Source organism: Rhodocytophaga rosea (assembly GCF_010119975.1).
Lineage (GTDB): Bacteria > Bacteroidota > Bacteroidia > Cytophagales > 172606-1 > Rhodocytophaga > Rhodocytophaga rosea.
Genome location: NZ_CP048222.1, coordinates 4,927,390 through 4,940,891, shown reverse-complemented (window position 1 = coordinate 4,940,891; position 13,502 = coordinate 4,927,390). Strand labels below are relative to the sequence as shown.

General features: G+C 38.5%; 12 protein-coding genes and 1 pseudogene. 4 read left to right on the top strand and 9 right to left on the bottom strand.

The features are described from left to right. Position 1 precedes the first annotated feature (1 nt). From GXP67_RS20505 to GXP67_RS20495, 3 genes are all read right to left on the bottom strand, one after another. A complete protein-coding gene (locus tag GXP67_RS20505) occupies positions 2-391 on the bottom strand; it encodes a transmembrane 220 family protein (protein WP_162444857.1) in 390 nt (129 codons plus the stop codon). A 106-nt stretch (positions 392-497) separates the two neighbouring features. Beyond that, the gene (locus tag GXP67_RS20500; protein WP_162444856.1) at positions 498-725 is read right to left on the bottom strand and encodes a type II toxin-antitoxin system HicB family antitoxin; all 228 of its coding nucleotides are present in this window, start codon (positions 723-725) and stop codon (positions 498-500) included. Positions 726-816: 91 nt separating this feature from the next. After that, positions 817-2,190, bottom strand: a complete 1,374-nt coding sequence (locus GXP67_RS20495; protein ID WP_162444855.1) for an alkaline phosphatase family protein — start codon at positions 2,188-2,190, stop codon at positions 817-819. Positions 2,191-2,418: 228 nt separating this feature from the next. Here GXP67_RS20495 and GXP67_RS20490 point away from each other — a divergent pair, with 228 nt between their 5' ends. The 4 genes from GXP67_RS20490 (at position 2,419) to GXP67_RS20475 (ending at position 6,832) form a co-directional block, all read left to right on the top strand. After that, entirely contained in the window at positions 2,419-2,922 is a 504-nt protein-coding gene (locus GXP67_RS20490) for a metallophosphoesterase family protein (protein WP_162444854.1), read from the top strand. A 130-nt stretch (positions 2,923-3,052) separates the two neighbouring features. Continuing rightward, complete coding sequence (locus GXP67_RS20485; RefSeq protein ID WP_232064513.1) at positions 3,053-4,867, top strand: PQQ-dependent sugar dehydrogenase; 1,815 nt, start codon at positions 3,053-3,055, stop codon at positions 4,865-4,867. Positions 4,868-4,950: 83 nt separating this feature from the next. Continuing rightward, a complete protein-coding gene (locus GXP67_RS20480) occupies positions 4,951-5,382 on the top strand; it encodes a VOC family protein (protein WP_162444853.1) in 432 nt (143 codons plus the stop codon). Positions 5,383-5,509: 127 nt separating this feature from the next. Then, positions 5,510-6,832 (top strand): Gfo/Idh/MocA family protein, encoded by a 1,323-nt coding sequence (locus GXP67_RS20475; protein WP_162444852.1) that lies wholly within the window; start codon positions 5,510-5,512, stop codon positions 6,830-6,832. Between the two features lie 40 nt (positions 6,833-6,872). Here GXP67_RS20475 and GXP67_RS20470 read toward each other — a convergent pair whose 3' ends face one another. From GXP67_RS20470 to GXP67_RS20450, 6 genes and pseudogenes are all read right to left on the bottom strand, one after another. After that, positions 6,873-8,252 carry an undecaprenyl-phosphate glucose phosphotransferase gene (locus tag GXP67_RS20470; protein ID WP_162444851.1) on the bottom strand — a complete coding sequence of 460 codons (1,380 nt, stop codon included), beginning with the start codon at positions 8,250-8,252 and terminating at the stop codon, positions 6,873-6,875. A 154-nt stretch (positions 8,253-8,406) separates the two neighbouring features. After that, positions 8,407-9,252, bottom strand: a complete 846-nt coding sequence (locus tag GXP67_RS38335) for a glycosyltransferase family protein (RefSeq protein ID WP_232064512.1) — start codon at positions 9,250-9,252, stop codon at positions 8,407-8,409. A 3-nt stretch (positions 9,253-9,255) separates the two neighbouring features. Beyond that, positions 9,256-9,855: pseudogene (locus GXP67_RS38330) on the bottom strand (glycosyltransferase family 39 protein); the annotation flags it as partial. Positions 9,856-9,913: 58 nt separating this feature from the next. Further along, on the bottom strand, positions 9,914-11,194 hold the full coding sequence (locus GXP67_RS20460) for an O-antigen ligase family protein (protein ID WP_162444849.1): 1,281 nt from the start codon (positions 11,192-11,194) through the stop codon (positions 9,914-9,916). A gap of 37 nt (positions 11,195-11,231) precedes the next feature. Then, positions 11,232-12,341 carry a DUF1972 domain-containing protein gene (locus GXP67_RS20455; RefSeq protein WP_162444848.1) on the bottom strand — a complete coding sequence of 370 codons (1,110 nt, stop codon included), beginning with the start codon at positions 12,339-12,341 and terminating at the stop codon, positions 11,232-11,234. Between the two features lie 38 nt (positions 12,342-12,379). Continuing rightward, entirely contained in the window at positions 12,380-13,483 is a 1,104-nt protein-coding gene (locus tag GXP67_RS20450) for a glycosyltransferase family 4 protein (RefSeq protein WP_162444847.1), read from the bottom strand. Positions 13,484-13,502 lie beyond the last annotated feature (19 nt).

The following is a 13,502-nucleotide window of genomic DNA, read 5'->3' as shown; positions in this document are numbered from 1 at the left end:
TCTATACTATCTTAGATACCGGGCTTGTCTGAGTTTTACGCTGGCGGTAGGCCGCATACAAAAATATACCCATGGCGATAACACAAATGCCCAAACCCATCGATTCCCGGGCTTCTTCTACAAAGGGCATCTTCATTTGAAGAGATTTGGCAGTTTCCTCCGCGTTAATCCACTCGCCAACCGATGGTGGAAAATAATAGATAGCACCGACCAAATATGCCACAAACCCAATAAGTAAGGCAGGAATAATGTATTTTTGCCGGTACGCCAGATACGACATCAATGCAGCATAGGCGTAAATTGGAATCCATAAAATTGGATCAGGATCATTGTATTGAACAATAGCAAACAAGATAAAAATGACCGTAAAAAAAACTGCAAGGTAGCGCATACTACAAAGAGGGATTAGTTAATGTAATTCAAACATATAATCAGAAGGCGAAAAGAGGCTGTTTTTAAGAAAACTATATTTAATACCCGTACAGCTATGTTGTTTACTAATTAGCATGGCTGTTTTTAAGAAATACATGTTTATAACGTACTGCTAATCTCAGCCGGCTGGTATCCTGCACAGCCCTTTGTAATTTCATTCTGAGATGAGTAATGGCTTTATCAAAAGTGCCCGCAGTTGTACATACTTCCGGTATCTCCTCTATATATGCATAGAATCCGCCGGAATGGCTACTGGAAAAAATGGCCGTTAATGTGATATAGTCCTTTACCAAAGCAAAAATATAGTAGGTCTTAAAATCAAATGTAAGAAAAAAACGAGAATGCTCCATTAAAAATTGATTAATTTATTGTTACTATCTCTACTTAATCCCTTAAATGTGAAAGCAATATATCAAATACCCGGGTAGCTTCCACTTGAGAAGCTGGCAACGTTGCAGCTTGTTTTGTCATCAGAAAAGGGCCATCTACTGGTCTATCCGGATAACGTCCATGCGAACCTTTTACCAGAGATCCATCCAGGGGAATAATGTCCATGAGCATACGGAAGCCTAATTTTTTCTTGATTAATTTCATACCTACTTTCACCGGAAGCATTGTAATGTTTGGGTCTGCAAACATTTCTACCGGGTCATATCCTGGCTTTTTATGAATATCTACAATCCGGGCAAAGTCAGGCGCTTTGGCATCGTCCAGCCAGTAATAATATGTAAACCAGGAATGGTTGTCAGCAATAGCTATTAATTCTCCAGCACGGTCATGATTCAGGTGATGCTGCTTTTTTTCTGCTTCTCCCCATACCTCTTGTACCCCAGGTATGGCCTCTATAAGTTTTCTGACCTGATTAATTTTACTTGCCTCATTCACATAAATATGAGCTACCTGATGATCGGCTACAGCAAAAGCAGTACTTACGCCTGCATCCAGCAATTCCAGTCCACGTTCCTCCCGTACAGCAATATATCCTTTCTCCCGTAATACCCTATTTAAATGAACCGGGCGGTCTACCGGCGTAATACCATATTCAGAAAGCACCAATACCTGGGCACCTCTTTTCTCATAAAACTGAATCAGGTCTTTGCAAACCGCATCAATCTCCTGCAAATCTTTACTTATTTTCATAAGGTCCGGACCAAAACGCTGGATATTATAATCCAAGTGTGGCAGGTAAATGAGGGTAAGCGTAGGATTATGCCATTCATCTACCTTCTTGGAAGCATCCGCAATCCACTGGCTGGACTTAATAGTTGTACGTGGCCCCCAGAAATCGAACAACGGAAATGTACCTAATTCGGCCTGTAATTTATCGCGCAAACTGGCCGGATATGCATAACAATCGGGCATTTTGCGGCCATCAGCCAGGTATTGCGGTCGGGGCGTAACGGAATAATCGGCTGAAGAATACATATTATACCACCAGAACATATTGGCACAAGTGAACGAGGGATCTTCTTTTCTGGCCACTTCCCATATTTTAGGCGCTTCCATTAGCTTATTCGACTGCCGCCAGAACTTAATTTCGCACTCATCCCTAAAATACCATCCGTTTCCCACTATTCCGTGTACATCAGGCGTTTTCCCGGTAAGGTAAGTCGCCTGCACAGAACAGGTTACGGCAGGCACAACTGGTTTTATAAAAGTGGTTTTCGCCTGCTTCGACCATTCATTTAAAAAGGGAGTATATTGGCCTATTAAACCCGGAGTAAGCCCTACTACATTTAATACAACCGTTTTACGCATACTTGCTTCATTCAAATTTTAGCTGGCAAAGGTAGGACAATAAGCAATGGCAAAGGATTATTTTATGGATGTATGTTCAAATATATACTTTCTCCTGCCAAACCTGTTTGCCTGTTCTGGAGGAAAACATAAGAACACTCTAGGAGGTTTCCGGTTTCCAAGATAAAAAAATCATTTATCTGAGGACAAAAAAGGTATTTTTGTCTCTTCACTTTTGAATGCATAGCAATGAAAATAGGATTGATGTCTGATACACATGGGTATTTGGATGAGCGGCTTTTTACTTACTTTGAAACCTGTGATGAAATATGGCATGCCGGCGATATAGGTGATATAGCCTTAATTGACCGGCTGGCTGCTTTTAAACCGGTACGGGCAGTATATGGCAATATTGATGGGCAGGACATCCGAATTGCTTATCCCAAAGACCAGAAATTCACGTGTGAAGGTCTACAAGTGTGGATCACACATATTGGAGGGTATCCGCCCAGGTATAATCCGGCTGTGCTGGCCGCTATCAAGAAAACGCCGCCAGATATATTTATTTGTGGTCATTCGCATATTCTGAAAGTGATGCCAGACCGTGTACATAATAATTTGTTGCACCTGAATCCTGGAGCGGCTGGTAAACATGGTTTTCATCACATGCGAACAGTACTCCGTTTTGATATACAGGACAAAAAAGTGAGCAATATGCAGGTGATTGAGCTTGGCAAAAGAGCTGCTTTGTAATATCCCCGGGTATTTATTATGGGTTGATCAGATCTATAGTTTACCGGCACTAATCTTAGCAATTTGAACAGAGGTTTACTATTTATCTAAAATAACGTACCTTGGAAATATATTACCTAACCTTAAACGAATGCCATTCATCGTTACTCCCTTCATTAAAAAAATATATTTCCTGGCATTAATTCTGGCTGGAATCATGGGCTGCTATGCATGTGCCTCTGAAAAGAAAGCCGGTACAAAAACGTCTGAAGCGAGCCATCCAGTAGAGCAAACCACAGAAATAAAAACTAGTAGTACTTCTTATTATATCACGGATGAACAGGTTTTAGCCAAAGGACAGCAATTATTCGAAACCAATTGCTCGGCTTGCCATAATTTTCTGCAAAAAGGCATAGGGCCTAATCTGGCACAGGCAACTTCACAAAACTCTTCTGAATGGCTCGCAAAGTTTATCCGCAATGCTCCTGGAGTTATCACGGCTGGCGATGCCAGAGGCAAACAGCTTTTTGAGGAATACAAACAATATATGCCTCCTTTTACTCAATTAACTGATACAGATATACAAGCATTGCTTTCATATATTCATAAAAACCAGAAACAACCGCCTACCAACGAAACTGCTGCCCATCTGGGTACAGCACTCAATAATCCTGTTCCTACAGCTATTCCTAAATCAGGCTTACAACTCATTCTGGAAGAAGTAACTACTGCTCCTGCTACAGCGGATAAAGTACCTCTGGCGCGTATCAATAAAATGCAGGTATTGCCTGGCCAGAAAAACCGTTTGTTTATTGAAGACCTACGTGGAATTTTATATGAAATGAAAGACAAACAACTGCAGGTATACATGGATATGCAAAAGGAACGCCCTGGCTTTGTTATCATCCCTGGTCTGGCAAATGGTTTTGGCAGCTATGCGTTTCATCCGGATTTTTACAAGAATGGCCTCTTATACACCACCCATACCGAAAAACCTAATTCAGCTCCAGCGGATTTTGCCTATGATGATTCTATTAAAGTTACCTCACAATGGGTGCTTACAGAATGGAAAGCAAATAAACCGGCAGCAGAACAATTTTCGGGTACCGGCAGAGAAATGATGCGGATAAATATGGTTTCTAACATCCATGGCGTACAGGAAATCACCTTTAATCCATTAGCCAAACCCGGTTCGCCTGATTACGGTTTGTTATATATAGGTGTAGGAGATGGCGGGGCTTCGGAAAATGGCTTTTATTTTCTCTGTAATAGCAACAAACGGGTGTGGAGTTCGGTGTTGCGTATAGACCCGGCAGGCAGAAACAGTCGGAATGGCCGCTATGGTATTCCTGCCATTAATCCCTTTGCACAAGATTCTGATGATGCCAGCCTAGGAGAAATTTTTTGCCGGGGCTTCCGTAATCCAAACCGTATCTGCTGGACGTCTGACGGGAAAATGCTCATTACTGATATTGGCCATGCCAATGCAGAAGAATTAAATATTGGTATTCCTGGCGCAGAATATGGATGGCCTGAACGGGAAGGTACATTTGTAATCAACCACGAGGGCGACATGAAAGTCGTTTATAATCTACCTGAAAATGATCCGGGTTTACATTATACCTACCCGGTAGCCTTCTATGATCATGATGAAGGAAATGCCATTTCTGGTGGATTTGTTTATAATGGAACGGCGATTCCCCTGCTTTCTGGCAAATATATTTTTGGCGATATTGTAAATGGCCGTGTATTCTATGTGGAAAATAAGAATTTAGCCTTGGGGAAACAGGCATTAATACAGGAAATGGAAATACAAGTGGCAGGCAAAACAACCAACTTTCAGGCATTAAGCGATAATAAAAAAACTGATCTACGGTTTGGTGTAGGTCTTAACAATGATTTTTATCTCTATACAAAAGCAGACGGGAGAATATATAAGATCAAAAGCTGCTCAGTAAGTAATTAAAAAAATATATAGTTTGGGCTGCATTAGTTTCAGGAAATAGCAGCATTTCTTTTACCTTCTAATTCAATTATAAACCACCTTTTATGCGCCAATTTATTATTTTTTTAATGCTTATCTTCTCATCAGTAGTAACTTTTGGTCAGGATAAGCTGGGATTTGCCGGACACAATCATGTTGGATTACACGTAGCCGATATTGGCAAGAGCACTGCATTCTACCGGGATATAATAGGGCTTCGGCCCATACCAGTACCTGATGATCTGAAAGCCATACGTTCCTGGTTCGATATAGGCAATGGCCAGCAAATACATTTATTGGCAGGCCGAACCGAAAAGATCTACCATGACCGGAATGGTGGGCATATTGCGTTTTTTGTAGAATCCATTACTCAGGCAGAAACTTTTCTTACCAAATATAAGATTCAGTTCCATAAACAAACCCGCTTTGACAAGGTAGTTCAGATCTACTTTTCAGACCCGGATGGCTATCTGATAGAAATAAATGAAAGAAAGTAAGTAAGTATTATATATCTAGCTAAACTCCCTCTCTGTAAGCCTTTCTTTCGTGTAAAATAGTAGATATCCTATCATAAACCCACCGGAATTTTGTAATTTAACCACGTAAACTTTGACTTATTTCCAGATGACCACTCGCAGAGACTTTATTAAGCAAACCTCCCTGGCCGGAGCCGGACTTTGGGTAGCGCCCCAGGTATCTTTTTTTAACAGTTCTCCCAATGAAAAGGTAGTTATAGGCATAATGGGTAGCAATAGCCGTGGTTTTTTCTTAGCCAGAATGTATGCACAAATCCCTAATGTAGAAATAGGTTTTGTATGTGATGTAGACGACAAAGTGATAGAAAAAACGGTAGCTGAAATAGAGAAAATGACGGGCAAGAAGCCAAAAAGCTTTAAGGATGTGCGTAAAATGCTGGAAGAGAAAGACATGGATGCCCTTGTGATTGCCGCTCCGGACCACTGGCATGCACCTGCCGCATTAATGGGTGTAAAAGCCGGAAAACATGTGTACGTAGAAAAACCCTGTTCCCATAATCCGGCAGAAGGTGAAATACTGGTAGCTGCTGCCAAAAAATATAATAAACTGATTCAGATGGGAAGCCAGCGCCGTTCCTTTCCGAAGGTAATAGAAGCTATGCAATCGCTGCGTGAGGGCATTATCGGACGGGTGTATTTTGCCAAAGGCTGGTATGCCAATGCCCGTAAGCCTATCGGCAATGGAAAGGAAGTAGCCGTGCCTGCCAATTTAGATTTTGAATTATGGCAAGGGCCAGCACCCAGAAAACCTTACCGGGATAATCTGGTGCATTACAACTGGCACTGGTTCTGGAACTGGGGAACTGGCGAGGCGCTCAACAATGGTACGCATGAACTGGATGTGATGCGATGGGGCCTGGGGGTAGATTATCCGTCAAGAGTCGTATCCGCTGGTGGACGTTTTGCTTATAAAGACGATTGGGAAACACCAGATACCCAAACTATTACCTTTGAGTTTTCAAACAATACTGCCATTCTCTGGGAAGGAAGAAGTTGCAATGGCTATCCTGGGGAAGGCGCAGGCAGAGGAGTGATTTTCTATGGAGAAAAAGGCACCATGGTTATTCCCGGGGGTGATGATTATAAGGTATATGACCTGGAAAACAAATTGATTAAGGAGGTAAAAACTGGCCTTCAGGAAGCAGAAGCTACCAATACCATGGGCATGGGCGAAAAATTAGACAGCATTATTTTATCTAACTTCATAGAATCTATCCAGGGAACCTCACAATTAACCGCACCTATTTCCGAAGGGCATAAATCTACCTTGCTGCCTCAACTTGGAAACATTGCTTTCCGCAGTGGAAAAACACTGAATTGTGATCCTGCCAATGGCCACATCTTAAATAACAAAGAAGCTTCTAAACTTTGGTCGAGAGAATACGAAAAAGGATGGGAAATGAAATTATAAACTGCTGCTAAAGCTAGATTCGTAAACTGCATTTTAACTATCAGAAGGCATTCCTGTCGCCTTTGATCATGCTGTTAATGGTCATGAAAATAATTTTCAGATCTAACAAAAATGACCAGTTTTCTACATAAAAGGTATCTACCCGGATCCGGTTTTTCATCGACTGCGGATCTTTGGTTTCGCCACGGTATCCTTTTGCTTGCGCCAGGCCGGTAACGCCAGGTTTTACATGGTGGCGCATCATGTATTTATCTATGAGTTTGGAATATTCTTCAGTATGTGCCAGCATATGCGGTCTTGGTCCCACTACCGACATATTTCCTACCAATACATTAAAAAACTGAGGTAATTCATCCAGGTTGGTTCTTCTCAAAAACCGTCCGACTGGCGTGACTCTGGAGTCATTTCTTTCTGCCTGTTTGATGTTCGACTCCTGATTAACATACATGGTCCTGAACTTCCAGCACCAGAAATCCTGATTATCACGGCCAGAACGTTTTTGTTTGAAAAATACTGGCCCCCGTGAATCTAATCTTACAAAAAGAGCAATAATGGGAAAAAGCCAGCTGGCGATAAAAATGAGAATAAACAGTGAGAATATAATGTCGAATGTCCGCTTCGTAGCCTGATTCAATACGTCATCCAAGGGAATTTCCCGGAAGGTCAGTATGGGGAAATGGCCATAAAAATCAATATTTATACGTTTATAATTGATACCCCGAAAATCCGGAATCAATTTTACCCGGATCAGGTTATTCTCAGCAAAGTCAATCAGATCATTAATGCGGTCATTGGCCAGGTCAGGTTTGGCACAATATATTTCATCTACTTCATGAAGCAACGAATATCCCTGAACATCCTGCAGGTCACCTTTAACCTCACTGTCTTTGGTATGATCGTCAAAAAAGCCCAGGAAACGGTAGCCATACTGCGGATTTGACTGAAAGAAATTTTTAAGTTCGTAAGCTATTTCTCCACAGCCAATAATAATTACATTGCGATAGTTATAGCCTGTTTTTCGGTATACCCTAAAAAATTGAATACAAGCCAGCCTCCAGGAAGTTACAAAAACTGTTGTTAATAAATAGGTTACCAGCAGATGTTCCCTGGAATAATAATAGCCTTTACGAGCTACGAAAAAGGCAGTTACCAGCAGCACATGAAAAACTAAGATCCTTAAAATATTAAGAATAATATTTTTATTCTGTTCTACCCGGCTGATATCATAAATCCGTAGAAAAAAAGCCGCTGCTACCCAGGTAAGATTAAAGTAGAGAGCCAGAATAATGTATGCATCCTGGTCCACATCAGGGATATTATAAAACTTTAATATATAGGAGATGATAAAAGACAGATTAATTAAAATAATATCTCCTATCAGGTATATGCTTCTCGTAAATTTAGAATATCTGGTTGTCAAGTTCTATATTAATTAATTTAAAATTATAATATTAGTATTCGAATTTTAACGTCTTTTAAAACATAAAGCTAGTTTTTTGTAAAATTATATTTATTGTTTCAATATAAAAAATAGCTTTACTTAACCAATTCAGCATCAATACAATAGTTGCTTTTTATTTTGAACTTGCGAGGACACGTTCATATAATACCGCAGATGTCTGAAAAAGGCTTATTTCTTTTCTAGGTACAAAGTGTTTTTCAATATAAGTTTTATTTATCTCATCTATTTGATCCAAGGCTGCTGCTTCTAATACCCATATAGAATCAGCATTTGCCATATTTTGTTCCAGGTTGATTCCATTTATGTCTCTTACTAGGGTATCAGGCTGTAAAAGATTAAAATAATAATTGAAATACCAGGCTCCAGTACTGTATATAAGTGGATTAGAATGAGTGGCCCGATTTATATTGATTACTTCCTGAGATAACTCTCGCAATTGCATCTTATAAATACGGGAATAATGTTGATTAAAGAATAGCAGGTTAATAATAGTAGACAAAAATATGCTTATTGGCACAAACCGGCGAATATTCATGTTCTCAATAAGGCTCCAGCCCCAACCAAATGCAATAAACAAAGCAGGCAAAGAAATAATAGTATACCGCTCATGTAACATAGGCAATGCCAACACAGAGTATAAGAAAGGAATCAGATAGGAAAGTATAATCCATAGGAAAAGAATAAATATAGATTTTTTAGCAGTTTTCTCTTCTGAGGTTGTCACAGTTTGCTTATATAATTGAATAGCATAACTAATTAGCAATATGCCAAGAACAAGAACAACGATACCATAATAAGGATCTTTACCTAAATAAACATATAAGTATACTGCCGGGAAATACAACTTAGGCATCGCAATCCAGAATGAACTGTAATTGTTATCTGCTAGTACAGTAGGCATCCAAGGAATAAAGGCAACACATATAAGTATACCTGATAGTATAGCTAATACGATCATTTTAATACCTCTTTTATCAAAAAAGATGAGTAGGCCAATAAATATAATAAGTTGTGAAGCTAGTACGACCATCGCATAATAATGTGTATAAATTAATGCAACCGAGCAAACGGAGTACAGAAAAAAATGGAGGAAAGTACTTTGCTTATACGCTCTGATAAAGAACCAGAAAGATAATACCGTTAATAAAAATAATAATGTATAAAACCGTAGTTCCTGCGAATAATTGATGTGAAACCAGTTAAAAGTAGTAATGGCACTTGCAGCTATACCAACTGTGCTATTTTTTATTTCTTTACCCAGAAAGAATATAGCAATTATTCCCCCAATACCCAGTATAACTGAAAGGAGTCTTCCAGAATAATCGTTGTAGGGAAATACTTGAAACCATCCATGTAGCAAAAGAAAAAAGGCAGGTGGTTGATCTTTTTTACAATATTCAATAATAGAGGCAACAGTATTGCCAGGAGCTGTTGGAATGATAGAATGTAATTCATCGTACCAGAGACTTTGATAGTCTAGTCTGAAAAGTCGCAAGCAGATCCCTATAAGCACAAATAGAGCTAAAAAAATATACTGGTTTCTTTCAGTTATTTTAACCATATACTATTTTAAAGAAGTAAGAACTAAATTTTCAGATAAAGCTAATTGATTACTGCACTCAAACAGCAAATTGTGATTTTTGATAGCTGGCAACAAAAAGTGTATGAAAAAGTGCATAAAACACAACCCCTTTCTGCGTACAAAGATTTGCCTCAGAAACAGCACTTATTGCAAATAAAAGTAAAAAATATAGATACAAATAATTTTTATGTTGTATTGCCTGAGCAGTAGATAAACAAAGAATTACTATAAAATACAGAATGCCTATTATACCTAGAGAAAGTAGAAATTGCATATACTGGTTGTGGGTGTTATATCCCAGGTATCCACGATCATTGAAGTTGATATTACCAGTATACATGCCATGATCCCGGTAGCGTTGATCCAGGAATTTTTGTCCATCTCCGGTTCCTACACCAGCAATCCATCCTTGCTGGGCATTTAATATGTCTGCACTAAACTTCCATAATACCACCCGTAATACAAACCCGCTGTACTCTCTATCATACTCATTTTTCTCAATAAAGTCAAAATTCAGATCCTTCTCTACCAGAAACCTTTCTTTGGTATAGGGAATACTGAGGAGTAAAGCAAAAATTACAATATTGATTAGGGCAGTAAGAATTATAGCTGTTGCTAATCCCCTTTTTAAGAAAACTAACCTGGCTATAAATACATTACAAAAGATGAAAAAACAAATGATAATAATTTTAGAGGCCAGAAAAAAAATACCTACTGAAAAGAAAACAATAATGGCGATATATAATAATTTATGTATTGTGTATATTCTATTCCAGTCTCTGCTTAAAAAATAGATAATGATTCCGATTGAAAAATTCAGATACATTGCTAAATAAATGGCATGTATACGGATAGTTCTACTTAGCTCATGATAATAAAAATAGGTAGTAGTGTGGTTAATAAAATATTGATAGAATGCATAGCCAAAACAGATAAGAATAGCCACTATGCAAGCAGCAATAAACCCTTTTAATAGTATATCCAATTTTTTCCGGCTTAATGGTGGAGAACTGCCGATAACCATCGGAAATAGAAAAAGAGATAATTTGGTTTCTATATCTGAAAAACCCGACTGCAAATCGTCCGTGTACGTAAGGCCTATCAGATGATAAATATAAAATCCTATGCTAAGTAAAGCCAGTTTGCTTGATTTTAGTCTGATAAACTTTGATTTAAAACTTCCCTCCAATACCCAGTTTGTCGCTAATAATATAATAAAAAAGCTATTTATACGAACAGTAAAAGGTAAAGTAACGGTAATTAAAACCAGTAAATAAAACAGTATTTGCTGATGTAAATTCGTTCTGTTGTGGAGCATTATGCTTAACTAAAATAGAACAGACGCTTGGCTAATCTTAAGAAACAACTACTTTTTGCTGCAGGCATTGTTCCATAAACTTTTCATAATCTTTAATTATTTTATCCCAGGAATAATATTGCTCAATTTTCCGTATATTTTGATTGATCTTACTATTTTCCTTTGCACCGCTTTTTATTACTGCTTCCAGTATCTGTTTAGCCGATGTGCTATCAGTAAAATAATAGGCATCTTCTCCCAGAATAGATCGATTAAATTCATTATCATTAGCACATATAAGAGCCGACGAAGCCATGGCTTCCAGTAAAGAAGGATTGGTACCACCTACTGTATGTCCATGAAAATATAGATTACTATAATATCTCAAATTGTTCAAAGTTACTATATTATAAATAGCTCCTAAGAATCTAATTCTTTTATCGGTGAATTTAGTTTTAAGATAATTACCATACGCAGATGCGTGATTGCCAATAACTAAAAAAGGCCGCTCTGTCTTTGAATCTGTAACTCCCTGCAAAATCTCTTCAATGCTGTTTTCGGGTTCGAGCCTGGCTATTAACATATCATAAGAGAAAGGCTGAAAATAGTAAGATGCAATAGTGGTAAAGTCAGGAGAGTGAAATAAAAAAGCGCCGTAAGGAATAAAAAATGAGTCTTTATTATAATTATTTTTCAGATAATTCTGAATCCCGATAGAATCTGCTATCAAATAATCACTTGTTTGTACGGCCCATTTTTCGGCATGTTTTAATCCCTTCTGTACCATTCTGCTATATTTGGTCCTACGCCATTCTAACCCATCCATATTGGTAATGATGACAGCCTGCTTAGGGAGCATCCAACCCCATACAGAACTGCTGGTATAGCCTAGCTGCAGGATGATATCAAAATCTCTTTTGCGGCTATCTGCAATGCAGTTGAAATCATAAATAAACTGTCCAAATGTTCCTAACTTATATTCCGGATCAAACTGATGCAGTATATGCACGCCCTCCCAGTTTTTTTGCTGATACACATGATTATGTGGATTATATACATAAACGGAGTGGCCAAATTGAACAAGCCCCTTTGAAAGATATTCTGCAAACTGCTCAAAACCACCATAGTGATTAGGAATCCCTCTTGTTCCTAAAATAGCTATCTTCATTCCAACAAATATAGATCAAATATATTTTAAAGCTGTTTCTAATCAAAGCTAAGCACAGAAAGATACGCCTCTAACGTTTTTTGGGCCGTTTTCTCCCAGATATAATTTTTCAGAATAAGTTCTCTCAGTGCTTCATTCGACGGAGCTTTATAAGCCGCATCAATAGCCTGACGAATTGATTCAGGGCTTTCCGGGTCACAATAATAAGCATGTTCGCCAAAATATTCCTGGGTATCTCCTTTATTGGTAATTACAATATTACAGCCCATAATAGCCGCTTCCAGAGTAGAAAGGCCAGTAGTTTCAAACCAGCTAGGCAGGATGTGTACCTTCGCCTGCTGATAATAGATACTAACCTGTTCCTGTGTTAAGTGGCCAATAAAATGAATATTTGACGTAGTCTCTTTCAAGCAGGCTTCATAATAGGATAGGTTGTTTGGAGAAGGCTTGCCTACAATATATAATTCATAAGGTGAATTTCGTACAGCCCGAATTAGATTGAGCTGGTTTTTTCTGCCTTCTATTCTGGCCACCGACAACAAGTTGTGTCTTTCATGAGTTTCTGAATCAGAAGCATAAAATCTTTCAGTATCTATTGCATTGGGTATCACAAAATACTTTTGTGGCGTACGATAAGCTGCATATAATCGGTTGTACTCACTGGTTGAATTTGGTAACAAACACTTAGCGTTTTTTATCAGGTACTGAATTGAACTTTTATGGCCTTTTAACAGATAATCCCAGCTATTGATTTTTTCCCCGTTCTTTATCATCCTTGCTATCACTTTTGCATATTCAATCAAGTCAGCAGGCAAAAATTTACTAACGTATCCTAATGTATCTTTCCTGTGATATTGATCATACTCCGAGTAATCAACAAAAATAGTTGAAATAACATATGGCTTTTTAGATGCCTTCACATGCCATAGAATATCTGCCGGACGGATAATGTTGAAAAAGTGCAGTAGGTCATATGTACTATATTTTATTTGCTCATTAGCCATTTTTATATCTACATGTACATTTAATTTGCGCAAATATTTGGCGGTGGAATCAATCTGTACCGTATCTCCTCCGGGTGAACTATACAAGGTAGCTCTGGCAATAAAAAGTATCTTCAGGGTGCGTAGATCTCGTGCCATTATATTACCCAGCAATTGG